24 protein-coding genes are annotated in these 22265 nt (G+C 46.5%); 17 read left to right on the top strand and 7 right to left on the bottom strand.

Annotated features, from left to right (window positions below):
- The 9 genes from ACQY6Q_RS10520 to ACQY6Q_RS10480 all read left to right on the top strand — a co-directional run.
- A partial coding sequence (locus tag ACQY6Q_RS10520) for an N-acetylmuramoyl-L-alanine amidase (protein WP_427981138.1) occupies positions 1–686 on the top strand: 686 nt, incomplete at its 5' end.
- 4 nt (positions 687–690) lie between these two features.
- The gene (gene mutL, locus ACQY6Q_RS10515) at positions 691–2514 is read left to right on the top strand and encodes a DNA mismatch repair endonuclease MutL (RefSeq protein ID WP_427981135.1); all 1824 of its coding nucleotides are present in this window, start codon (positions 691–693) and stop codon (positions 2512–2514) included.
- On the top strand, positions 2504–3430 hold the full coding sequence (gene miaA, locus ACQY6Q_RS10510) for a tRNA (adenosine(37)-N6)-dimethylallyltransferase MiaA (RefSeq protein ID WP_427981132.1): 927 nt from the start codon (positions 2504–2506) through the stop codon (positions 3428–3430). The genes mutL and miaA overlap by 11 nt, the downstream gene beginning before the upstream one ends.
- 86 nt (positions 3431–3516) lie before the next feature.
- On the top strand, positions 3517–3765 hold the full coding sequence (gene hfq, locus ACQY6Q_RS10505; RefSeq protein WP_427981130.1) for an RNA chaperone Hfq: 249 nt from the start codon (positions 3517–3519) through the stop codon (positions 3763–3765).
- 50 nt (positions 3766–3815) lie between these two features.
- Complete coding sequence (hflX, locus tag ACQY6Q_RS10500) at positions 3816–5108, top strand: ribosome rescue GTPase HflX (protein WP_427981127.1); 1293 nt, start codon at positions 3816–3818, stop codon at positions 5106–5108.
- A gap of 28 nt (positions 5109–5136) precedes the next feature.
- On the top strand, positions 5137–6321 hold the full coding sequence (gene hflK / locus ACQY6Q_RS10495; RefSeq protein ID WP_427981125.1) for an FtsH protease activity modulator HflK: 1185 nt from the start codon (positions 5137–5139) through the stop codon (positions 6319–6321).
- A 3-nt stretch (positions 6322–6324) separates the two neighbouring features.
- On the top strand, positions 6325–7203 hold the full coding sequence (hflC, locus tag ACQY6Q_RS10490; RefSeq protein WP_427981123.1) for a protease modulator HflC: 879 nt from the start codon (positions 6325–6327) through the stop codon (positions 7201–7203).
- A gap of 32 nt (positions 7204–7235) precedes the next feature.
- On the top strand, positions 7236–7424 hold the full coding sequence (locus ACQY6Q_RS10485; RefSeq protein WP_427981121.1) for a DUF2065 domain-containing protein: 189 nt from the start codon (positions 7236–7238) through the stop codon (positions 7422–7424).
- A gap of 87 nt (positions 7425–7511) precedes the next feature.
- Positions 7512–8807: an adenylosuccinate synthase gene (locus ACQY6Q_RS10480; protein ID WP_427981119.1), complete on the top strand. Its 1296-nt coding sequence runs from the start codon at positions 7512–7514 to the stop codon at positions 8805–8807.
- A 72-nt stretch (positions 8808–8879) separates the two neighbouring features.
- Here the strand turns inward: ACQY6Q_RS10480 and ispB are convergent, their stop codons facing one another.
- Positions 8880–9851, bottom strand: coding sequence for an octaprenyl diphosphate synthase (ispB, locus tag ACQY6Q_RS10475; protein ID WP_427981117.1), 972 nt, complete (start codon positions 9849–9851; stop codon positions 8880–8882).
- Positions 9852–10094: 243 nt separating this feature from the next.
- Between ispB and rplU the strand changes: the two genes are divergently transcribed.
- From rplU to folA, 6 genes are all read left to right on the top strand, one after another.
- Complete coding sequence (rplU, locus tag ACQY6Q_RS10470) at positions 10095–10406, top strand: 50S ribosomal protein L21 (RefSeq protein WP_055734025.1); 312 nt, start codon at positions 10095–10097, stop codon at positions 10404–10406.
- Positions 10407–10423: 17 nt separating this feature from the next.
- A complete protein-coding gene (gene rpmA, locus ACQY6Q_RS10465) occupies positions 10424–10681 on the top strand; it encodes a 50S ribosomal protein L27 (RefSeq protein ID WP_055734026.1) in 258 nt (85 codons plus the stop codon).
- 122 nt (positions 10682–10803) lie between these two features.
- Positions 10804–11967 (top strand): Obg family GTPase CgtA, encoded by a 1164-nt coding sequence (gene cgtA / locus ACQY6Q_RS10460; RefSeq protein WP_427981113.1) that lies wholly within the window; start codon positions 10804–10806, stop codon positions 11965–11967.
- A 41-nt stretch (positions 11968–12008) separates the two neighbouring features.
- Positions 12009–12830: a threonine/serine ThrE exporter family protein gene (locus ACQY6Q_RS10455; RefSeq protein ID WP_427981111.1), complete on the top strand. Its 822-nt coding sequence runs from the start codon at positions 12009–12011 to the stop codon at positions 12828–12830.
- 1 nt (position 12831) lies between these two features.
- Positions 12832–13299: a threonine/serine exporter family protein gene (locus tag ACQY6Q_RS10450; RefSeq protein ID WP_427981108.1), complete on the top strand. Its 468-nt coding sequence runs from the start codon at positions 12832–12834 to the stop codon at positions 13297–13299.
- 25 nt (positions 13300–13324) lie between these two features.
- Positions 13325–13816 (top strand): type 3 dihydrofolate reductase, encoded by a 492-nt coding sequence (folA, locus tag ACQY6Q_RS10445; RefSeq protein WP_427981105.1) that lies wholly within the window; start codon positions 13325–13327, stop codon positions 13814–13816.
- Here the strand turns inward: folA and ACQY6Q_RS10440 are convergent.
- From ACQY6Q_RS10440 to lptD, 6 genes are all read right to left on the bottom strand, one after another.
- Positions 13813–14640: a symmetrical bis(5'-nucleosyl)-tetraphosphatase gene (locus ACQY6Q_RS10440; protein WP_427981103.1), complete on the bottom strand. Its 828-nt coding sequence runs from the start codon at positions 14638–14640 to the stop codon at positions 13813–13815. The genes folA and ACQY6Q_RS10440 overlap by 4 nt on opposite strands.
- 12 nt (positions 14641–14652) lie before the next feature.
- On the bottom strand, positions 14653–15036 hold the full coding sequence (gene apaG, locus ACQY6Q_RS10435; RefSeq protein WP_427981100.1) for a Co2+/Mg2+ efflux protein ApaG: 384 nt from the start codon (positions 15034–15036) through the stop codon (positions 14653–14655).
- Entirely contained in the window at positions 15026–15859 is an 834-nt protein-coding gene (rsmA, locus tag ACQY6Q_RS10430) for a 16S rRNA (adenine(1518)-N(6)/adenine(1519)-N(6))-dimethyltransferase RsmA (RefSeq protein ID WP_427981098.1), read from the bottom strand. Before rsmA ends, apaG begins: the two co-directional genes overlap by 11 nt.
- Positions 15852–16850: a 4-hydroxythreonine-4-phosphate dehydrogenase PdxA gene (gene pdxA, locus ACQY6Q_RS10425; protein ID WP_427981095.1), complete on the bottom strand. Its 999-nt coding sequence runs from the start codon at positions 16848–16850 to the stop codon at positions 15852–15854. Before pdxA ends, rsmA begins: the two co-directional genes overlap by 8 nt.
- Positions 16847–18124: a peptidylprolyl isomerase SurA gene (gene surA, locus ACQY6Q_RS10420; protein WP_427981092.1), complete on the bottom strand. Its 1278-nt coding sequence runs from the start codon at positions 18122–18124 to the stop codon at positions 16847–16849. Before surA ends, pdxA begins: the two co-directional genes overlap by 4 nt.
- 61 nt (positions 18125–18185) lie before the next feature.
- Positions 18186–20462, bottom strand: coding sequence for an LPS assembly protein LptD (lptD, locus tag ACQY6Q_RS10415; protein WP_427981090.1), 2277 nt, complete (start codon positions 20460–20462; stop codon positions 18186–18188).
- Positions 20463–20612: 150 nt separating this feature from the next.
- Between lptD and ACQY6Q_RS10410 the strand changes: the two genes are divergently transcribed.
- Complete coding sequence (locus tag ACQY6Q_RS10410; protein ID WP_427981088.1) at positions 20613–21611, top strand: aminoglycoside phosphotransferase family protein; 999 nt, start codon at positions 20613–20615, stop codon at positions 21609–21611.
- A partial coding sequence (gene murU / locus ACQY6Q_RS10405; protein ID WP_427981086.1) for an N-acetylmuramate alpha-1-phosphate uridylyltransferase MurU occupies positions 21598–22265 on the top strand: 668 nt, incomplete at its 3' end. The genes ACQY6Q_RS10410 and murU, both read left to right, overlap by 14 nt.

Raw genomic sequence — 22265 nt, 5'->3', positions numbered from 1 at the left:
AGCGCTCGCAAATTGCCCGTAAAAATAAGGCCGACTTTTTAGTGTCTATTCACGCCGATGGTTTTACTTCTTCACAACCTAAAGGCGCTTCGGTGTGGGTGGTGTCGACTCGTCGAGCTAAGAGTGAAGTGGGGCGGCATTTAGAAGAACATGAGGCTGAGTCTGACCTGTTGGGCGGAGTGGGCGAAGTGATGGGGAGTGTGGAAAATGACGCCCATTTGAACTTTGCCCTGATTGATATGCAGATGGATTATTCCATGAATACAGCATACGAGGTAGCCAGCAAGGTGTTAGGCGAACTTGGCCGAGTGACCAGTTTGCATAAGAAGCGTCCAGAACATGCCAGTTTAGCGGTACTTAGATCGCCTGATATCCCTTCTATATTGGTGGAGGCGGGCTTTATCACTAACCTTAATGAAGAGAAATTGCTCAACTCGGGTAACCACCAAGAGCGGATTGCTCAGGCTGTGGTGAAGGGGATTAAAACTCATTATCGTAATAAGCCGCTGGCAGGTACCTTGTACGCCCAAACTTATGGGGTGCGTAAACACACAGTACAAAAAGGTGAGTCCTTATCGGTATTGGCTGCCCGTTATAATACCAGCGTGGCGGGGCTAAAAAAGGCTAACAAATTGTCTTCAAATACGCTGCGCATTGGTCAAGTTTTGACAATTCCTAATAGTTAACTTCATGCCTATTCAAATATTGCCAGCTCAGCTGGCGAACCAAATAGCTGCCGGAGAAGTGGTAGAACGCCCGGCTTCTGTGGTGAAAGAACTGATTGAAAATTGCCTTGATGCCGGTGCTACTCGAATCGATGTGGAAATCGATAAGGGTGGCGCAAAGCGGATCCTTATCCGCGACAATGGCTGCGGCATTGAAAAAGATCAATTGTCCTTAGCCTTAAGTCGTCATGCTACCAGTAAAATTGCTAGCCTAGATGACTTAAGCGCAATTGCTACTTTGGGTTTTCGAGGAGAAGCCTTAGCCAGTATTAGCTCGGTCTCTCGTTTAAGCTTAAGCTCACGAACTGTTGAACAAGAGCAGGCTTGGCAAGCTAGGGCAGAAGGGCGAGACATGCAGGTGAGCCTGCAACCTTGCGCTCATCCGGTGGGCAGCTCGGTTGAGGTCTTAGATTTGTTCTTCAATACCCCTGCCCGGCGAAAGTTTTTACGTACCGAAAAGACCGAGTTTTCGCATATCGACGAATTGTTAAAGCGCTTAGCATTAAGCCACTTTGATGTGGCTTTGAGCTTGAAACATAATGGTAAGTTGATCCGTCAATACCGAGTGGCGAAGGATCTTGATAAGCAACTAAAGCGGGTCGGAACTGTACTGGGGATGCCATTCACTCAGCATTGTTTGCATCTCGATAACCAGCATGATGAGCTACGGCTTCATGGTTGGTTGGGTTTACCTGAAGTGGCGCGTGCTCAAAATGACCAGCAATTTTTTTATGTTAATGGTCGGATGATGCGCGATAAATTATTGCAGCATGCAATTCGTCAAGCCTTTGCAGCGTATTTGTCGGATGAGTTACACGCGAGTTACGTCTTGTTTCTTGAGTTGCCCTTAGACCAAGTTGATGTCAATGTTCACCCTGCCAAACACGAAGTGCGTTTTCATCAGGCTCGTTTGGTGCACGATTACATTGTACAAGTGCTGGGTTCAGCTTTAGCTCAGTTACCACAAAGCGGTTCCTCGGCTGAGTTGTGGCAGGGCGTTGAGCAAGATGTTGCTGAATCACCAGCTATTGAGCCGCTAACTCAGCATAGTTATGCTGCTGCACCTCGCCCCCAAGAGCCACATGGTGAAGGGAGAAGCCGCTACCAATCTCCACTTTATCGTGCCGACCGACCTAGCGTTCGCGAGCGGGAGGCTAATCATCAATGGTTGAGCCGAAGTGCCGAGTTTGACACGCCAAGTAAACCGTTAACTGACCAAGTTAGCAAGGCGAGCCAAGCTTTGAATCCACTGCATCTAGAGCAGCAGCGCTATTTGCTGGCACGTTATCGCGATGAGCTAGTCGTACTGGATTTATCGGCTTGCCAGCAACATCTGGCGTTTAAGTCGGCGTTGCAGCAGTGGCCTCAAGGTTTAGATTCGGTGCCATTGTTGTTGCCGCTGAAGTTGAGTTTGGAAAAAGATTTAATGCTGTTAGTTGAACAGCAAACGGACGCTTTACGCCGCATGGGGTTTGCCTTCAACATGATTAATCGCCAGCAGTTGGCGTTGACTCAGGTGCCTAAATTATTCCGCAAAGTGGATTTTGCCCAACTGTTACCTCGCTTGCTCAGTGCCATGAGTCAGCTTTCCGAAGCTGAGTGGCAACAGGCTGAAGCTTTGCTGAGTGGTTTAATAAAACTCCAGCCCAAAACGAGCGATTATGGCTGGCAGCAAGCTTTAGAGTTGACTCAGCAGCTGCAGCAACAGTATCAAGATGAACTGCCTAAGATATTGTGGCAGCGACTGGATTTGACTAGCTGTATACAGGGGTTTGCTAATGAGCACTAAGCGGCCAGTGATAACACTGATGGGGCCTACGGCTTCGGGCAAGACGGCGCTGGCTATCGAGCTACATAAGCGATATGGCATGGAAGTGGTGAGCGTGGATTCGGCCTTAATCTACCGTGGTATGGATATTGGCACTGCCAAGCCTACGCTCGCCGAGCAAGCCGAGGCACCTCACGCCTTAATTGATATTTGCGAACCTACTGAAGTGTATTCAGCGGCGGATTTTCGCAAAGATGCCTTGGCGGCAATTAACGCGATCCATCAACGCGGCAACATTCCTTTGTTAGTGGGTGGAACCATGTTGTATTTCAAAGCGTTGGTGGATGGCATTGCCGACTTGCCAGAAGCTGATCCCCAACTTCGCGAGCAAATCAAGCAGCAAGCCGCCGCTAGCTCTTGGCAGGATTTACACCGGCAGCTGGCTGGTGTTGACCCCAGCAGTGCGGCACGAATTAATGCTAACGATCATCAGCGTTTAATGCGGGCCATTGAAGTGTATCGGCTGACCGGAAAAACGCTGACAGAGTTAAACCAACAGCCAGTGGCGAAATTGCCTTTTGAGATCCACCAATTTGCTATTGCTCCTCAAGAAAAAGCGCAATTACACGCGTTGATCGAGAAGCGTTTTAAGTTGATGTTGGAACTTGGCTTTGAGGCAGAGGTCAAAGCGCTGATGCAGCGCGGGGATCTCGATCTTAGCCTGCCATCAATGCGAAGTGTCGGTTATCGTCAAATGTGGCAATACCTTAATGGTGAAATCGGGTATGAAGAGATGGTATTCCGTGGCATAGTGGCCACCAGACAATTAGCTAAGAAACAAATGAATTGGCTAAAAAGCTGGTCGTCTCTCACTTGGTTAGTTAGTGGGGATGCGGGAAACAGTAAAATTATTACCCAATCACTTAGTGATACTTGAAATTGCAGCTATAAGGCTCCAAGTTAGTGGTATATAATCGATTTTGAACGATGCCAAATTAATTTATAAGAAAAAGGAACAATAACATGGCGAAGGGGCAATCATTACAAGACCCATTTTTGAATGCGTTACGACGTGAGCGTATTCCCGTTTCAATTTATTTAGTAAACGGTATTAAGTTGCAAGGCCAAGTTGAATCATTTGATCAGTTTGTCATCTTGTTGAAAAACACTGTCAGCCAGATGGTATACAAACATGCTATCTCTACTGTGGTACCAGCGCGAGCTGTTCCTCACCATACCCCAGTGCCTGGCGAAGCAAAAACCGACGAATAGCACCTTGCGAAGGCGTATTAGCCTTGGTAAGTGCCAAGGAGTAAATTAGCTTGTTTGACCGATATGAAGCAGGTGAACAGGCCATCTTAGTGCATGTGAATTTTACTGACGAAGATGAGCGAGAAGACCTGCAAGAACTGAAGATGTTAGTCAGTTCAGCAGGCGTTAACGCGGTAGCTACCGTTACCGGTAGTCGAGTTTCTCCTCACCCCAAGTATTTTGTTGGGGCGGGGAAAGCTGAAGAAATCGCAGAATTAGTTAAGAGTGCCCAAGCCGACGTGGTGATTTTTAATCACGCTTTGTCGCCAGCACAAGAGCGGAATTTAGAGATGCTCTGTGAGGCGAGGGTGCTAGACCGAACTACCCTCATATTAGATATTTTTGCTCAACGCGCTCGTACCCATGAGGGTAAGTTACAGGTTGAGCTAGCCCAGTTGCGTCATATGTCGACGCGTTTAATTCGTGGTTGGACTCACCTTGAAAGACAAAAAGGTGGTATTGGCCTGCGTGGTCCAGGGGAAACTCAGCTGGAAACGGATCGTCGGCTACTGCGGGCGCGAATTAAGCAAATTATGCAACGTTTAGAAAAAGTAGGTAAGCAACGTGAGCAAGGGCGAAGAGCGCGGCAACGGGCCGAGTTGCCTACCGTGTCGCTGGCGGGTTATCCCAATGCTGGTAAATCACCTTTGTTTAACCGGATTACTGAATCGACGGTTTACGCGGCCGATCAGTTATTCGCAACGCTTGATCCTACCTTGCGCAAGATCGATATAGAAGATGTTGGCAAGGTGATTCTTGCGGATACGGTGGGCTTTATTCGCCACCTTCCTCATGATTTGGTTGCTGCATTTAAAGCGACCTTAACCGAAACACGAGAAGCTCAGCTATTATTACATGTGATTGATTGTAGTGATGAAAGAATGGCTGAAAATATCGAACAAGTTGAGGTAGTATTGGACGAAATTGGGGCAGGAGAAACCCCGTTTCTGCAAGTGTTTAACAAGGTAGACCAACATCCAGATATGAGCCCTCGTATCGAGCGTGATGAAAATGGTTTACCTCAAAAAGTGTGGGTATCGGCTTTAACGGGTGAAGGTTTGCCTTTGTTGTATAAGGCAATCAGCGAACGTTTGGTCGGTGATATGGTTAACCACACTTTGTGTTTGCCGCCAAGTGAAGGGCGCTTGCGTAGTCGCTTATATCAGTTAGACTGCGTAGCAGGTGAACGCTTAGACAATGAAGGAAACATCGTTGTTGATATTCGGTTAGATGCCATTGCTTGGCAGCGGCTGGATAAGCAATTTGACCATAGTTTAGATAGATTTATTGCTCAATGTGAGTAGGCACTAACTTTAATTTCTGGAGACACAGATGGCCTGGAATGAGCCTGGCAACAAGGGTGGCGGTGACCGTGATCCTTGGGGCAATAACAATAAGAACGGTAATCAGGGACCCCCTGATTTAGATGAAGTATTTACCAAACTTAGTCGTAAGTTCGGCGGCATTTTGGGTGGTAAAAAACCATCTGTAGGTGGTGGCAATGGCGGTGTCGGTGGTTTTGGTATTGCCATAATCGCCGTTATTTTAGCCGTTATTTGGGTGGCGAGTGGTTTTTATACCATTGAAGAAGCGGAGCGTGGCGTAAAACTTACCTTTGGTAAGTATGACGTTGAGGCCGGCCCAGTTGAGCCCGGTTTGAATTGGAAAGCCACCTTCATTCAAGAAGTCATTCCGGTGGATGTTGAAACTATTCGTTCTCTGCCCGCTTCTGGCTTCATGCTAACTGAAGATGAAAATGTAGTGCGTGTGGAAATGGACGTGCAATATAAAGTTGTCGATCCTAAAGCCTATTTGTTTAGTGTAACTGCGCCTGATGACAGTCTTGCTCAAGCCACCGATAGCGCTTTACGTTATGTTGTGGGTCATACCAAAATGGATGACATCTTAACTACCGGACGTGAAGTAGTGCGCAGCGAAACGGCTGCAATGCTGGACGAAATTGTTGAGCCATATAACTTGGGTATTCAGGTGACCGATGTGAACTTCTTGCCAGCGCGTCCACCAGAAGAAGTGAAAGACGCGTTTGATGACGCTATTGCCGCGCAAGAAGACGAGCAGCGTTTCATTCGTGAAGCCGAAGCCTACCAACGAGAAATCGAACCTAGAGCGCGTGGTCGAGTGCAACGTATTGAGCAAGAAGCTCAGGGTTATCAAGAGCAGGTGGTACTGAGAGCTCAGGGTGAAATCGCCTTGTTTGAGCAGCTTCTGCCTGAATATGAGTCGGCTCCAGATGTTACTCGCCATCGTTTATATCTAGAAACGATGGAAGAGGTTTATTCGAAAGCGAACAAAGTATTGGTTGATGGTTCAAACAATAACAATATGCTGTATTTGCCTATTGATAAGCTGATGGAACAAGGTAGTAAGAGCTCTTCAAACAAAGTAAACAGAAGTTCTACGAGCACCAATAAAATGGGCTCGGAACCTGCTACTTCAATACCATCTAGCCCTTCTTCGATTAGAAGCAGCACTCGTTCAACGTCGGGGAGAAATTAAGCCATGAAACAATTTACAATTTTTGGCGTGATTTTAGCCTTGTTGGTGGCTTACTCTTCAGTCTTTGTCGTGAAGGAAGGCCAGCGCGGTATCGTAATGCAATTCGGTAAGGTTAAGCGTAGTGACGACGGTGAAGCTCGTGTTTACGAGCCGGGTTTGCAATTTAAGGTGCCATTTATTGATTCAGTAAGAAGACTGGATGCGCGCATTCAAACCTTGGATGGTAACGCCGATCGCTTTGTGACCTCTGAGAAAAAAGATCTGATCATCGATTCCTACGTGAAGTGGCGAATTTCAGATTTTTCTCAATTTTACTTGCGTACTGGTGGTGGTTCTGTCGCTCAGGCGGAGTTATTGTTAACCCGTAAGATTAACAACGGACTTCGTAGTGAAATTGGTGCGCGTACCATTCGTGACATCGTTTCTGGCGAACGTGGTCAAGTGATGGAAGATGCCTTGAAGCGCATGGCTCGCTCTGCTGAAATTGGTATTGAAGTACTAGACGTAAGAATTAAGCAAATTAATCTGCCAGACGAAGTGAGTAATAGTATCTTCCAGCGGATGCGTGCTGAACGTTTAGCGGTAGCTAAAGAGCACCGTTCACAAGGTCAGGAGCAAGCCGAAATTATTCGCGCTAATGTTGACCGTAGAGTGAATGTGATGCTGGCTGATGCCGATAAGCGTGGCCGCGAAATGCGTGGTGAAGGTGATGCGACAGCAGCAAAAATTTACGCCGATGCTTACAAAAAAGATCCAGACTTTTATAAATTCTGGCGTAGTCTAAGAGCCTACCGTAACAGCTTTGAGACTGGCGGCGACGTAATGGTATTAGACCCTAATAGCGAGTTCTTCCGTTATATGAAAGAACCCGTTTCTAACTAAACTTGAGGGCCCAGTGTAAGCTGGGCTTTTTTATGACAGATACTTTTTTACTCGCCGTCGCACTGGTGTGCCTGATTGAAGGATTGGGGCCTTTGTTATTTCCTAAGCGATGGAAATGTTTGTTAAAACAGATATCTGAGACACCTGCGACTAGTATTCGACAGATCGGCCTTGGCTTAGTGACAGTTTCTATCGTCCTGCTCTATGTGATTAATCTTTGACCTTAACGCATAAAATAGGTATAAATTGCACCCCTTGACTGTCCGATTTCTGCTAGAATCGCTTTTTAACTGAGACGACGAAAGACAATGGGAAAGAACGTAGTGATCCTCGGCTCTCAATGGGGAGACGAAGGTAAGGGTAAAATCGTAGATTTACTCACCGATAAATCAAGCTATGTGGTGCGCTATCAAGGCGGTCACAACGCTGGGCATACCCTAGTTATTGACGGTGAAAAAACCGTCCTTCATTTAATCCCTTCTGGGGTGCTTCGCGATAACGTTACCTGCGTTATTGGTAACGGGGTCGTACTAGCTCCTGATGCGCTATTTAAAGAAATGGCCATGCTCGAAGAGCGTGGTGTTCCGGTAAAAGAGCGTTTAGTAATCAGTGAAGCTTGCCCACTTATTTTGCCCTACCATGTTGCCCTTGATATGGCACGTGAAAAAGCCCGCGGTAAAAAAGCCATTGGCACCACCGGGCGTGGTATTGGTCCTGCTTACGAAGATAAAGTGGCTCGCCGTGGTTTACGTGTGGGTGATTTATTCGATATGGAACAGTTTGCCATCAAGCTAAAAGAAGTGATGGAATACCATAACTTCCAGCTTAATCATTACTATGACGCGCCAAGCGTGAGTTATGAAGAAGTGCTTGAGCAAATGACTAAGATGGCACCAGTGCTTATTGCAATGGTAACCGATGTTACTGACTTGTTGGATCAGGCGCGTCGTCGTGGTGATTCGATTATGTTTGAAGGTGCCCAAGGTACGCTGCTAGACATCGATCATGGTACTTATCCTTACGTGACCTCTTCTAATACCACCGCTGGTGGAGTCGCAACAGGAAGCGGTTTTGGTCCACGTCATTTAGATTATGTACTTGGTATTACCAAGGCTTACACTACTCGCGTTGGTTCTGGCCCATTCCCGACAGAACTAGATGATGATATCGGTCAGCATTTAGGTGAAAAAGGTCATGAGTTTGGTGCCACCACTGGACGTAAGCGCCGTTGTGGTTGGTTAGATGCTGTGGCTATGCGTCGTGCGGTACAAATCAACAGCCTTTCTGGCTTATGTTTGACTAAACTTGATGTGTTAGACGGCCTTGAAGAGCTAAAAATTTGTACTGGGTACAAAATGCCTGATGGTAAAGTACTAAGCGTTCCTCCTATGGCTGCTGAAGGTTATGAAGTAGCTGAGCCGGTATATGAAAGTATGCCAGGTTGGTCGGAAAACACTTTTGGAGTGACCTCTCGCGAACAATTACCACAAGCTGCCTTAGATTACATTGCCCGTATCGAAGCCTTGTTAGAAGTGCCTGTTGATATTATCTCAACTGGACCTGATCGCGTAGAAACTATTATTTTGCGTCACCCATTTGCTTAGTCACTTAAATAAGCAAACAACGAAAAAGGCTGCCCATGGGCAGCCTTTTTGATTTTATGTAACCGATTTGCTTTATGCAACGCGGTCGGCAGCTATGTTGGCGAGACTGATTAAGGCTTGCTTGTATTCGCTATCTTCTAAGATGTCCAAAGCGAGGATCGCTTTTTGTGCTTCTTCAGCCGCTTTAGCTCGGCAATAATCTAAGGCTTTAGTCTTTTCTAATATCAGCAGAATATCGTCTAATTGGGCTCTAGAACCACCTTGTGTAATCGCTTCTGCAATAGTCGACTTATCTACTTCGTCAGCTTGTTGCATGGCGTAGATAAGCGGTAGAGTGGGTTTTCCTTCGGCAAGATCATCGCCGACACTTTTGCCCATTTCTTCTTGGTCGGCAACGTAATCAAGCACATCATCCATAATTTGAAACGCAGTGCCAAGGTATTTACCGTAGTCCTGCATTGCCTGCTCAATGCTCTGGTCTAATTCTCCAATTACTGCGGCTAAGCGAGTGGCCGCTTCAAACAGTTTGGCGGTTTTACAGTATATGACTTCAAAGTAACGCTGCTCGTCGGTGTCTGGGTCGTTACAGTTAATTAGCTGTAGTACTTCGCCTTCTGCAATCACGTTGGTGGCATCGGCAAGGATGTCCATGACTTTCAGGTTTTGCAGCTGGGTCATTAACTGAAAAGAGCGCGAATACAAAAAGTCGCCTACCAATACACTAGCCGCATTGCCGAAACGGGCGTTGGCAGTATCTTTCCCGCGGCGCAACTCAGATTCATCAACCACATCGTCATGAAGCAGAGTAGAGGTATGGATAAACTCGATGATGGCAGCCAGCTTAATATGTTGCTGTTGTTGATAACCAAGGGCGCGCGCTGCTAATACGGTAAGTAATGGACGGATCCTTTTCCCGCCGCTGTTTACAATATAAAAGGAAATTTGATTAATAAGAGCAACATCTGACTCGAGCTCTTTAAAGATGAGTTCGTTTACTGCTGCCATATCTTGTTCTGACAGCGTTTTTATTGCATCCAATTGCATAATTTATCTTTAGTACTTCGAAGTGAAGCTTCAATAGCTTATTTTGATAATTTGATGTTGCAATAATATCTCACTTTGGTGGTTTAAGCAGCTTTAGTAGCTGAAAATTCTTGGGCTTGAGTGAATTTTAAACTTTTTTGATTTTCCCCTTGCGGGAACTGATCTTTTTCCGTAGAATCCGCCGTCATTGTTGAGAATTATAGACACCTTGAAATATCAGGTGTACAGCGGAGTTTGAAAAAAATGTACGCGGTTATCCAAAGTGGTGGTAAACAGCACCGTGTGGCCGAAGGCCAAACACTTCGCCTTGAGAAACTAGACGTTGAAACTGGTGAAACAGTTGAATTTGACAACGTATTACTAGTTGCTAATGGCGAAGACGTTAAAGTAGGCGCACCTTACGTAGATGGTACCAAAGTAACAGCAGAAGTTGTTTCTCATGGTCGTGGCGATAAAGTTAAAATCGTTAAGTTCCGTCGTCGTAAACATTCACGTAAGCAACAGGGCCACCGTCAGTGGTTCACTGAAGTTCGCATTACAGGCATTAACGGTTAATCTAGAGGAATATACTCATGGCACATAAAAAGGCTGGTGGTAGTACTCGTAACGGTCGCGATTCGGAAAGTAAACGCTTAGGTGTTAAACGTTTCGGTGGCGAGTCTGTATTAGCGGGTAGCATTATTGTTCGTCAACGTGGAACTAAATTCCACGCGGGCACTAACGTTGGTATCGGTAAAGACCATACTCTTTTCGCAACTGCTGAAGGCAAAGTGAAATTTGAAGTTAAAGGTCCTAAAAACCGTAAGTTTGTTAGCATCGAAGCTGAATAAACATCCAATTTGTTATTCAAAAAGCCCCGCAATAGCGGGGCTTTTTTTTTCCAAGAAGCCACTATTTCGCTTACGAAATAGCCATGGTGCATTATAGTTAAGCGATAATGCTGGAGTAAAAAATGAAATTTGTAGATGAAGCGGTAATTAAAGTGGATGCTGGTGATGGTGGCAATGGCACCATTAGCTTTCGCCGTGAAAAATATGTTCCTCGTGGTGGCCCAGATGGTGGCGACGGCGGTGACGGTGGTAGCGTTTATTTAGTGGCCGATGAAAATCTAAATACCCTTATTGATTACCGTTTTGAACGTTTTCATAAAGCTGAGCGTGGAGAGAATGGGCAAGGCTCTAACTGTACAGGTAAACGCGGTGAAGATTTAGAGTTGCCGGTGCCAGTGGGAACACGCGCTAGGGATAAAGATACCGGTGAGCTCCTTGGCGATCTTACCCGGCATAAGCAGCGTTTATTGGTGGCCAAAGGTGGCTTTCATGGTTTAGGTAATACCCGTTTCAAGAGCAGTACTAACCGTGCTCCACGGCGTAAATCTAATGGCACGCCAGGTGAAGTTCGTAACTTGCAGCTGGAGTTATTGTTACTAGCTGACGTGGGGATGCTGGGTTTGCCAAATGCGGGTAAATCAACCTTTATTCGCAGCGTATCTGCCGCTAAACCCAAAGTTGCCGATTATCCTTTTACTACGCTTATCCCTAATTTGGGCGTGGTTAGGCAATCGGAGAATCGGGGTTTTGTTATCGCCGATATTCCAGGTTTGATTGAAGGTGCAGCAGATGGTGCCGGCCTTGGAGTTCGCTTCCTTAAGCACCTAGAGCGTTGCCGCGTATTACTGCATTTGGTGGATGTATTGCCAGCAGATGGCAGTGATCCGGTAGACAACGCCTTGACCATTATTAATGAGCTCGAACAATATAGTGAAAAGCTGTTTGAAAAGCCTCGCTGGTTGGTGTTCAACAAGGTCGATCTGGTATTAGAAGACGAAGCGGAAGAGATCCGTCAAAGAGTGATCGAGGCACTAGATTGGCAAGGCGAAGTGTTCTCTATTTCTGCTTTGGAAAATAACGGAACCAAAGAAATATGTAAGGCTATTGGCCAGTTCCTAGAAACTTTACCGGTGGTTGAAGAAGAGTTAGCCGAACGGGAGGAAGTTAAGTTTCAATGGGACGATTATCATCAGCAGCAAATTGAGCAAGCCGAGTATGAAGACTGGGACGATGATGATTGGGATGATGACGATGATCATGGTGTAGAGGTTATTTACCAGCCATAGTAAGCTATTCAATAGTTATTGTGTTACTCGGATAGTTAAACATGTTACGCTCGTTTAGGAAATTTTCGGGGCCTGTTCAGGCTCCGGTTCGTAATATAGACTTGGAGCAGCAAACTCGCATCTGTCGGGTTGTTGTATCGGCGGGTCGCATCATGCAACAGCATGGTGCAGAAAGTAAATTAATCGAAGAAACCTCTGTTCGTTTAGGGATAGCCTTAGGTTTAGATAGTGTAGAGCTGGCCATTACCGCTAACGCTTTGGTGCTTACTGGCTTAGCAAAAGGACGTTGTATTACTACTACCCGTCGAGTTTACGACCGAGGCATTAATATGCATATGGTGTGCGAAGTACAGCGCATTACTATCATGGCAGAGAAGCAGTTATTGGATGTGGATGAGGTGGTAAAGCGTTTAGAGCGCTTAAAGCCTTATAAGTACAATCGTTGGCATGTGGTATTTATGATTGGCCTATCATGTGCCTGTTTTAGCCACTTGTTTGGCGGGGATTGGACGGTATTTGCTATGACCTTCATCGCCTCTGCCGTTGCCATGTTTTTTCGCCAAGAAATGGCTCATCGCCACCATAACCCCATTCTTAATTTCGGTATGACAGCGTTTGTCGCTACCTCTATAGCGGGTCTTGCTGTGCGTTATGATTTGGGTAATCAGCCCCAAACGGTGATGGCCGCTTCGGTATTATTGTTAGTTCCCGGCTTCCCGCTGATTAACGCCGTGTCTGATATGGTGAAAGGCCACATCAGTATGGGGATTTCACGATGGTTTTTTGCCTCGCTATTAAGCTTAGGGGTATCCATGGGGATAGCTCTTTCTATGTGGGCAACAGGCGTAAGCGGGTGGTTGTAAGATGTTAGAGTTATTAGCGATATTAGTTGAAGACGCAATTTTTTCATCGGTGCCAGCGGTGGGCTTTGCGATGGTATTTAATGTGCCTTCGCGGGTATTACCGCTATGTGCCATTGGCGGTGCGTTTGCCCACTGTTTACGTACCCTGTGTATTCACTGGGGGGTTCCCTTAGAATGGGCGACTTTGGTGGCTTCAACCAGTGTAGGTCTAGTCGGTGTATATTGGTCGCGACGTTACTTGATTCCTCGACCGGTTTTCACTGTAGCTTCGATTATTCCGATGATTCCCGGCAGTTATGCTTTTAAAACCATGGTGGGAATAATTGGTTTATATAGCGGTGGTTTCAGCGAAGCTTTGCTGGCTACGGTGTTAGAGAATGGGTTACGAACCCTGTTTATTTTGATGGCGCTGAGCTTTGGTTTAGCGATACCCTCGGTAGTGATTTATCGCGGCCGGCCCATCGTCTGATTAATGATATAAGTAAGGTAGTAGAGTGAAAGTAGCGATGATTGCTGCAATGACCAAGCAGCGGGTAATAGGTAAAGATAATCAAATGCCTTGGCATTTACCTGCTGATTTGGCGCATTTTAAACGGGTCACCATGGGTAAACCAGTGATTATGGGGCGCCTAACATATCAATCGATCGGTCGAGCTTTGCCTGGGCGTTTAAACATCGTAATCAGTCGTGATACTAATTTAAGTATTGCTGGTGTAGAGGTGGTAAGCAGTATCGAAGCGGCTTTAGCACGAGTTAAAGATGAGGCTGAGGTCATGATTATTGGCGGGGCAAACATTTATCAACAATGTTTACCCTTGGCCGATTCACTGTACTTAACTTTCATTGATACCGAATTAGAAGGGGATGCTTATTTCCCTGATTATCTGCAACAAGCATCTTGGCAGACGCTACACAGCGAACGCCATCCTGCTGATGATAATAACCCCTATGATCTGGAGTTTGTTACCTTAGCTAGGGCTTCTTAATAGGCGTGTTTGTTTAGGCAAGCTTGCGTATACATGCGCTGGTCCTCCCAGCGCAGCATTGATAAATGGTTGCCCCAAACACAGCCAGTATCTAAACCCGACACTAAAGCATGTTTACTTTTACCCATTAGGGCGGCCCAGTGTCCAAAAACAATGTGGGTTTGCTTGAGGTGTTTACCGGGGATTTCAAACCATGGCTTTAAGTTAGGGTTGTTGTTTTTATTTGGTGGTAACTTTGATTCAAAATCTAAGCTGGCATCGGGAAAGCAATAACGCATTCGAGTGAATACGTTGATGATGCATCTTAGCCTATCATACCCCACCAGTTCGTCTGTCCAGTGGGCTGGTTCGTTACCGTACATATTCTGTAATAATTTCAGGTAGTTGTCGCCAGCTAGCTCAGCTTGTACCTCTTTAGCTAACTTTAAGGCTTTGCTGACTTTCCACTTGGGGTAAATGCCGGCATGCACCATCACCACGTCAAAGTCAGGGTGTTTCTTAATTAGTGGTTGCTGGCGCAACCAATCGAGCAGTTCGTCGCGATCCGGAGCATCCAACAGGGCTTGCAAATTATCGCGGCGTTTAGCGCGATGAATGCCATTGGCAACGGCCAGTAAGTGCAAGTCATGGTTACCGAGCACGATATGGGCTGAGCTTCCTAAGTCTTTCACAAAACGCAACGTTTCTAGTGATTTAGGCCCGCGCGCCACTAGGTCTCCAGCTAGCCACAGCTGATCTTTTTTTCGAGAAAACTTACATTGCTCGAGTAAGGCTTGCAGTTCGTCCAAACAGCCTTGGACGTCTCCAACGAAATAACTTGCCATTGGTTTTCTCTATTAATGAAGTTTGTTGGGCAAAGATAAGCGAAATGGCGGTATTTCAGCTTCAAACTCATTGCCAGACTGGTCGACCAAGGTGTAGCTTCCCTGCATCACTCCGACCTCGGTAGCGAGTACCGCACTGCTGGTATAGCTGAACGGCTTATCGGGTTTAAGCAGTGGCTGTTTGCCCACAACTCCGTCTCCTTTTACTTCGTTCACTTCGCCGTTGCCGTCGGTTATTAACCAATGGCGGCGCAATAGCTGTAACTCTTGATTACTGGTATTACGAATGGTGATGGTGTAATAAAAGGCATATTGTTGCTGCTCAGGAACAGAATGTTCAGGTAGAAAGCCAGTTTCTACCTGTATATCCAAAGCGTATTCTGGGCTATGAGTCATCGCTACTGGAGGCCTGCAATAGTTGTTCTTTATCTATGTAATTAGCAATATCACAAAATTGCTGAATAGTTAAATTTTCTGGACGTAGTGTAGGTTTTAGTCCAAGGGCTTCGAGGTGCTCAACGCTCAGTAGATTTCCTAAGGCATTGCGAATGGTTTTGCGGCGCTGGTTAAAGGCCTCTTTACATACGCGGTCTAAGGTAGCTAGCGAGTTGAGCGGATATAGAGTGCTCTCATAAGGCTCTAAACGAACCACTGCTGAGTCTACCTTTGGTGGCGGCATAAATGCTTCTGGCGGTACTTCTAATGCCGGATAAACGCGGCATTGAACTTGAGTCATTACACTAAGGCGTCCGTAGGCTTTGCTATCGGGACTCGCCGCCATACGATTAACCACTTCTTTTTGTAGCATGAAGTGCATATCGGATATGGCACTACTAAAGCTTAATAAATGGAAGATCAACGGTGTTGAAATATTGTAAGGCAGATTGCCAAAGACCCGCATTTTTTGCTGAGCCTGGCTTAGCTGCATAAAGTCAAACTTCAATGCGTCAATCTCGTGGATAGTGAGCTTATCGGCTAAGCGAGCATGTTCACGCAGGCGCTGGGCCAAATCGCGGTCTAACTCTACTACATGTAAATGCCCCGCAGCATTGGCAACAGGCTCGGTCAATGCGCCCAAGCCGGGGCCGATTTCAACCAAATTTTCCCCTTCCTGAGGGTAAATAGTGGCAACGATTTGGCTAATCACCGAATCATTGTTCAGGAAGTTTTGGCCAAACCGTTTACGGGCACGGTGCCCTTGATGAACTTGTTTATTCATGTTCTCGCTCTACCATATCGATGGCGTGTTCTAGGGCTGTGATCATACTTCCATGATCGGCTTCTCCAGTTCCCGCCAGCTCAAGCGCTGTTCCATGGTCAACTGAGGTTCTTATAAAGGGTAGACCAAGGGTAATGTTTACTGATTTGCCAAAACCCTTATATTTCAATACAGGTAAACCTTGGTCGTGATACATCGCTAACACGGCATCGGCTTCGGCGAGGTATTTATCTTGGAATACCGTATCGGCTGGAAGTGGGCCAATTAAATTCATGCCATGCTCTTCCCGCATTTGTTCCAGCAGTGGGATGATGATGTCTAATTCTTCACGGCCTAGGTGGCCATCTTCGCCCGCGTGAGGGTTGAGGCCACAAACGTAAATTTTGGGTTGTTTAATCGCGAACTTGCTTTGTAAGTCATGATGCAAGATGCTGATAATATTGTATAAACGTTCATGAGTAATTGCTTTGGCAACATAGGCTAAAGGTAAGTGAGTAGTTGCTAGGGCTACTCGTAAGCCTTCGGTGGCTAGCATCATCACTACATCTGAGCAGCCGGCTTGCTGAGCAAAAAATTCAGTATGCCCGCTAAATGATACCCCAGCTTTATTAATGATGCCTTTGTTGACTGGGCCGGTGACCACTGCAGCAAATTGCCCGTCCATATTGCCTTTACAAGCAAACTCCAGCGTTTTAAGTACGTAATGGCCGTTGGCTTCATCTAATTGCCCAGGCACGGCTGGCGCGCCCATGCTGATAGGTGCAATAGTGAGAGTGCCCGCCGCTTGGGGTTTAGCTGCTTGCTCGGGATTATAGTTAAGTAAGCGAATGTTAATCCCCAACAGTTTGGCGCGTTCTTCCAATAACTGGGGATCGGCAACCACTACCAGCTCCATCGGCCAAGCTTGCTGGCTAATTGCCAGCACTAAGTCTGGGCCAATGCCGGCGGGTTCGCCCGGGGTGAGCGCGATTCTAGAGCTTGGTTTACTCATGCGTCACCATCCAAGATTTCAACATAAGCTTCTTCGCGAAGCTCCTCTTGCCAAGCTTGCATCTCTTCACTGTATTTACGGTTAAATATCAATTGACGAGCACGGTTTTCGCTGGCTTGGTTGGTGGTATCGGTAGTGCGTTTGTCGAGCACTTCCAATAAATGCCAACCGAAAGTTGAACGGAATGGTTGGCTAATTTCACCCACCTCTAAGCGATTAACGGTATCTCTAAATGCCGGAACATAAGCGCTGGGATCAGACCAGCCTAGTTCGCCACCGCGTACCGCCGAGCCGGGATCTTCAGAGTACTGACGAGCGAGCTCAGCAAACGTGGCTTCACCTGAGATAAGCTGTTCACGAAATCCAGCCAACAAGCTTTGGGCTTTTTGATCGCTAAGAATAATCGAGGGCTTGATTAAGATATGGCGTGCATTAACTTCTAAGGTTTCTACCTTTTGTAGTCCTTCCGCATCTAACACCATCACAATATGTAAGCCGGTATCGGTGCGGATTGGCCCTAGCACTGAGTCTTTATTTTGGTTGGCAACTACGCCAGCAAATAGAGTAGGCATTTCTTCTAGGGTCATCCAGCCCCAATCTCCGCCTTCTAATGCCTTAGGGCCTTGAGAGTAAGTCATAGCCAGCTGATTGAAGTTTTCACCCTGCTTAAGCCGCTGCACAATTTGCTCGGCTTGTTGCTGGGCGGCCGCTTCATCATTACCGATGCGGATAAGGATATGGCCAACTTGATAACGCACAGTACCTTTATCTTGCTCTTCGATGAGTTTAATTAAAGCCTGAACTTCTTGCTCAGAGATGGATACTCGACGTTGCACTTGGCTGCGACCAACTTCACCGAGGATGATTTCGGTACGAATTTCATCTTGGAATTGTTGGTAGCTCACCCCTTGCTGTTCTAACTCGGCGAGAAACTCTTGGCGGGTCTTTTTGTCACCAGCGATGATGTTATCAATAGTGTTTTCTAACTGAGTATCGCTGATCTTGATACCTAAACGTTCGGCTAATTGAAGTTGTAAGCTTTCTTGAATCAAGCGGTCCATCACTTGCTGTTGTAATTCATCTTCAGGTGGAAGAGCTTGTCCCTCCTGTTTGGAAAGGCGAGTGACCTTTTTGATAAGTTTTTCTACTTGAGTCTGAGTGATGACATCGTTATTGACGATGGCAACCACCTTATCCAATAGCTGTTCTTGTGCCCGTACTAGCCCAGTGTTAAGCAGCAATATACTCAAACTAAGCAAAATTAATTTCTTCATTGTGTTCCTATCATTACGGCAAGCAAAACGCGGCTACTTTACCATATTTGTACTAAAGGTTTTAATGGTTGAGGTAAAAGGGGCGACCATATTTAAAGTTACCGCCTTCTAGCATTCGTTCACGGGCGCTGGGGTCGCTGCCACCAAGGCCCTTAATTTCAAAATCTAAGCGAACCGAAGTATCAAATTCTCCCACTCGATCGATATTGGAGTTGTCATCAATATAGGTGCTTTGTAAACCCCGTTGATAGGTCAATCGAATGCCCCAACAACAGGCGTTATATTGCACCCCTAAATAACTTTCAATGCTGCGGTCTAAAATCATATCGCGATAGTAGCTGCCCACAGCCGAAATGGTAGAGGTAATTGGCCAAGCCACTTTACTGCCGAGCTGGTTAACGTCACCTATCATGGTTTCATCGGCCAGCGAGTAACGGTAGTTCAATTGAATCAGCTTTTCGGTTTCGGGCCGCCACTCAAGGGCCGCATTGGCTTTGTTAAGGCGACCTTCACGGGTGTCAATTTGTAAACCGGTGTGGCCGTACCAATTTTCGCGAATGTTGGCATCAACTTCAAAAGCCAAGGCCGAGCTGGAGTTGCTAGAGAAATCACTGTTCGGCACTAGGGTGGTTTGGCTTGGTTCAAAATAGATGATTTGCCCTAGGCTTAAGCGCAGCGTTTCTAGGTTAGTCGGCGAAAGAAAGCGCGAGTGGATGCCTAAAGTAATTTGATTGGCATCCGCTATACGGTCTCTACCACTGTAGCGTTGGTCGCGAAATAACCCATAATAATCTTGCTGTAGGCTAGCAGTATCGTACAGTCCAATATCATCTTGGTTGGTATAGGGAATGTAGAGATACTTAATCACTGGTTCTAGAGTCTGGGTATAGTTATCGCCAAACCAACGGGTATTTCTATCAAAGTTAAGGCCGCCATGCAGACTTAGCTTGGGCAAGGTGCGACTTACCGAGGTGGCTAGGTAGCGGTAGTTAATGTCATTACCTTGATCTTGTCGGTAATAGGTATGCATTAGTGCCAAATCGGCTTGAAAAAAGCCAGCTGGCACTACGTAGGGGAGGCTTAAGCTCGGTTCAAGGTGTAAGCGTTGTGCGGTATAGAGGTTGGGGTCTCTGTGGTCAAAATTACTGAGCTCCGAACTGAAGCCCGCTTGCAAGTTATGCCAGTTAAGATCCCAATCTCCAACAAAGCTCAATTGTGGCAGCAGGGTATGAGGCTGTTCGGTATTCCCTAGAACCTGAAAATCTTGCACCAATACCTGACCATACCAATTTTTTGTATGGTAACCAGCACTGCCTGTTTGAATCAGTTGGTTTTCATTGAGTTTGCCAAGGTCATCGCCCAAGTCGTTGAAGTAGTTGTCGTCACTAATTTTGCTGTAGTCGCTGTTAAAGCGCCAATGGCGTCGGTACTGGCCTTGGTGCTCCCAGTGCAGCAAATAACGGTCGCGGTCTAATAAGTCGTCATTGGGCAGGTAGTCAGCGTTGATGAGACCGGTGTTTTGCCCTAGTAAGTAGCGGAACTCGTTTTGTAATTGCACGCCGCGACGGGTCATTAGGCGTGGTGTAATGGTGGCGTCGAAGTTAGGCGCAATATTCCAGTAATATGGCACTGAAATGTCCACCCCGTTTTTGGTAGACGTGGAAATGCTCGGAAATAAAAAGCCACTATGGCGTTGGTCACCAATTGGGTAAGAAAAATAGGGTAAGTACAATACCGGTACATCGAACAGCCTTACCGTAGCGTTTCTGGTGGTAGCCCATTCTTGTTCGGTATCAATATCGATTTTTTGCGCTCTAATTTCCCAGCTGATATCACCGGGAGGACAGGCGGTATAACTTGCATCCTCTAAGGAAACATTTTTTTGGTCATTGATGGTTAGGTTTTTGGCTTGGCCATGTCCCTGTTGTTCAAACAGCTGGTACTCGGCCGAATTAAGTTTCGCTTTGTTGTCTTTTAAGTTGGCGCTAAAGGTATCACTTTTAACGCTGACTAAATTGTCTTGAAATTCAATTTTACCGGTGGCTTCCAGTGTTTGCGCTTGCTCGTCTAAAACGGTGTTTTCAGCTTTTAATACACGGGGGCCTTGGGAAAATTCAACGTTGCCGTTAAAGCTGGCTCGTTCGCCTTGAGTGGCTTGAACTTGATCAGCCTTCACCACGTAAGGGGCATTGGGGTCAACGGGGCCACGGTCAAGACGTTCGGGGATGTGGGCTCGGCATTGAGGTATGGATAACGGTGTTTCTGCGTTAGCACCTAGGCTGGAAAGCAACAGCGCTAATCCTAGCGATGTTTGCAGGCACCGAGTAGTTACGAACATATAAATATGCACCATTCCCTGATATAAACAAATTCCAAGCGCGTGATATCAACGTTGTGCTTAATGAATTCTGTGGTTAAAGTTAGCCGCATATAATACTGGATTTATTGGTAAGCGGCTATTTAAAGGCTGTTTTTAGTATAAGAAATTATGAGTAAACTACAGCGTCAAGTCGCTTTACAGCAATGGCTGTCAAAAACCTTCAATATTGCTCCTCCTGATTTGCAAATGGTTAGTGGCGATGCCAGCTTTCGTCGTTATTTTCGTTTTCAACTTTCCGGGCGCTCGGCTATTGCCGTTGATGCGCCGCCAAGCACGGAAAAAAATCACCAGTTTGTTGCCTTAGCTGAAGCTCTAACCAAGCAAGGGCTTGCGGTGCCCACTGTTTATGCCGCTGATTTGAATGACGGTTTTTTATGCATTCAAGATCTCGGTTCAAGCTTATTAGAACAGCAATTAACCCAAAGCAATGCCACGCAACTGTATAGACAAGCCTTACAACTAATCGTTCAATTACAACAAACGCCAGTTCAGAGTTTGCCTGAGTTAGAACGTTTTGACGCGGCGTTTATTCAACGAGAGCTGGATATTTTTGCCGATTGGTTTGTTGGTCAAGAGTTAGCCTTACCCGATACGTGGCAACAGCAAGCCGATTGGTCTAGCTTGTGCCGTGAATTAAGCGAGGCGATTATGCAACAGCCCTATGTGGCGATGCATCGTGATTTTCACTGTCGTAATTTAATGCTTGAGCAACAGCGCCTGGTTATGATCGACTTTCAAGATATGGTTGAGGGGCCGATCTGTTACGACCTAGTGTCTTTGCTGCGAGATTGTTATGTGAGCTGGCCTGAGAGTTTGGTTCAGGACTTAAGTCTGGAGTATTTTCAACAGTTACCAGCTCCGTTGGCTCAATCTGTCAGTGAAGAGCAATGGCAACGTTGGTTTGATTTAACCGGCTTACAGCGCCACCTCAAGGCGATTGGCATTTTTTGTCGTTTGGATCATCGAGATGGTAAAGCGGCTTATCGGGCGGCCATTCCCCAAACTCTCAGTTATGCCTTGAAAGTGAGCGCCGCTTACCCAGAATTGAAGACATTTCATCAGTGGTTGGCTAGCGTGACGAAGGGGTTTAGCGATGAGCTGCATTAATACCGCGATGATTTTGGCGGCTGGGCGTGGTGAACGGATGCGCCCGCTGACCGACCATTGCCCTAAACCTTTATTAGAACTTGCTGGTAAGCCATTAATTGAATGGCATATTGATAAACTTCAGGCTGCCGGTATTCGGCGCATTGTGGTGAATACCGCTTATTTAGGCGAGCAGATTGAAGCTCGCGTGGGAAATGGGCAGCGCTGGGGGCTAGATATTTTATACAGCCGAGAAGTTGAGGCTTTAGAAACCGCCGGCGGGATCGTTCAGGCCTTAGACTTATTAGATGCTGAACAATTTTTAGTGCTTAATGGCGATGTGTGGACCGATTGGGATTATCGCCCGCTATGCCAGCGAAGTCTTGAGCAGCGTTTGGTGCATCTATATTTGGTGAGTAATCCTAGTCACCACCCGAAGGGCGATTTTGCTTTGCAAGGCCAATTGGTGGTCGATAAACCAGTCTTTACCTTCAGTGGTATCGCTCAGTATCACCAGTCATTTTTTGCCGGTTTAGCACCTGGTCGACGCGCCCTTGCGCCTTTGTTACGAGCGGCGATGCAACAGCAGCAGGTTAGCGGGCAGCTGCATCAGGGGCTATGGGTCGATGTTGGCACGCCGCAACGACTGCAACAATTAAATCAGAAATTAGTTAA

Source organism: Agarivorans sp., from assembly GCF_050295395.1.
In the GTDB taxonomy this organism is placed as follows: Bacteria; Pseudomonadota; Gammaproteobacteria; order Enterobacterales; family Celerinatantimonadaceae; genus Agarivorans.
Note: the sequence above shows the minus strand (reverse complement) of the source record. Positions and strands in the feature narration are given on the sequence as shown.

What these genes read in the sequence shown, in the direction of transcription:
- hflC (WP_427981123.1), top strand. Translation starts at nt 6,325, where the DNA reads ATGAAACAATTTACAATTTTTGGCGTGATTTTAGCCTTGTTGGTGGCT.
- mutL (WP_427981135.1), top strand. Translation starts at nt 691, where the DNA reads ATGCCTATTCAAATATTGCCAGCTCAGCTGGCGAACCAAATAGCTGCC.
- rsmA (WP_427981098.1), bottom strand. Translation starts at nt 15,859, where the DNA reads ATGAATAAACAAGTTCATCAAGGGCACCGTGCCCGTAAACGGTTTGGC.
- rplU (WP_055734025.1), top strand. Translation starts at nt 10,095, where the DNA reads ATGTACGCGGTTATCCAAAGTGGTGGTAAACAGCACCGTGTGGCCGAA.
- hflK (WP_427981125.1), top strand. Translation starts at nt 5,137, where the DNA reads ATGGCCTGGAATGAGCCTGGCAACAAGGGTGGCGGTGACCGTGATCCT.
- ACQY6Q_RS10440 (WP_427981103.1), bottom strand. Translation starts at nt 14,640, where the DNA reads ATGGCAAGTTATTTCGTTGGAGACGTCCAAGGCTGTTTGGACGAACTG.
- ACQY6Q_RS10485 (WP_427981121.1), top strand. Translation starts at nt 7,236, where the DNA reads ATGACAGATACTTTTTTACTCGCCGTCGCACTGGTGTGCCTGATTGAA.
- ACQY6Q_RS10410 (WP_427981088.1), top strand. Translation starts at nt 20,613, where the DNA reads ATGAGTAAACTACAGCGTCAAGTCGCTTTACAGCAATGGCTGTCAAAA.
- ACQY6Q_RS10480 (WP_427981119.1), top strand. Translation starts at nt 7,512, where the DNA reads ATGGGAAAGAACGTAGTGATCCTCGGCTCTCAATGGGGAGACGAAGGT.
- hfq (WP_427981130.1), top strand. Translation starts at nt 3,517, where the DNA reads ATGGCGAAGGGGCAATCATTACAAGACCCATTTTTGAATGCGTTACGA.
- pdxA (WP_427981095.1), bottom strand. Translation starts at nt 16,850, where the DNA reads ATGAGTAAACCAAGCTCTAGAATCGCGCTCACCCCGGGCGAACCCGCC.
- cgtA (WP_427981113.1), top strand. Translation starts at nt 10,804, where the DNA reads ATGAAATTTGTAGATGAAGCGGTAATTAAAGTGGATGCTGGTGATGGT.
- lptD (WP_427981090.1), bottom strand. Translation starts at nt 20,462, where the DNA reads ATGTTCGTAACTACTCGGTGCCTGCAAACATCGCTAGGATTAGCGCTG.
- miaA (WP_427981132.1), top strand. Translation starts at nt 2,504, where the DNA reads ATGAGCACTAAGCGGCCAGTGATAACACTGATGGGGCCTACGGCTTCG.
- rpmA (WP_055734026.1), top strand. Translation starts at nt 10,424, where the DNA reads ATGGCACATAAAAAGGCTGGTGGTAGTACTCGTAACGGTCGCGATTCG.
- ACQY6Q_RS10455 (WP_427981111.1), top strand. Translation starts at nt 12,009, where the DNA reads ATGTTACGCTCGTTTAGGAAATTTTCGGGGCCTGTTCAGGCTCCGGTT.
- ispB (WP_427981117.1), bottom strand. Translation starts at nt 9,851, where the DNA reads ATGCAATTGGATGCAATAAAAACGCTGTCAGAACAAGATATGGCAGCA.
- surA (WP_427981092.1), bottom strand. Translation starts at nt 18,124, where the DNA reads ATGAAGAAATTAATTTTGCTTAGTTTGAGTATATTGCTGCTTAACACT.
- apaG (WP_427981100.1), bottom strand. Translation starts at nt 15,036, where the DNA reads ATGACTCATAGCCCAGAATACGCTTTGGATATACAGGTAGAAACTGGC.
- ACQY6Q_RS10450 (WP_427981108.1), top strand. Translation starts at nt 12,832, where the DNA reads ATGTTAGAGTTATTAGCGATATTAGTTGAAGACGCAATTTTTTCATCG.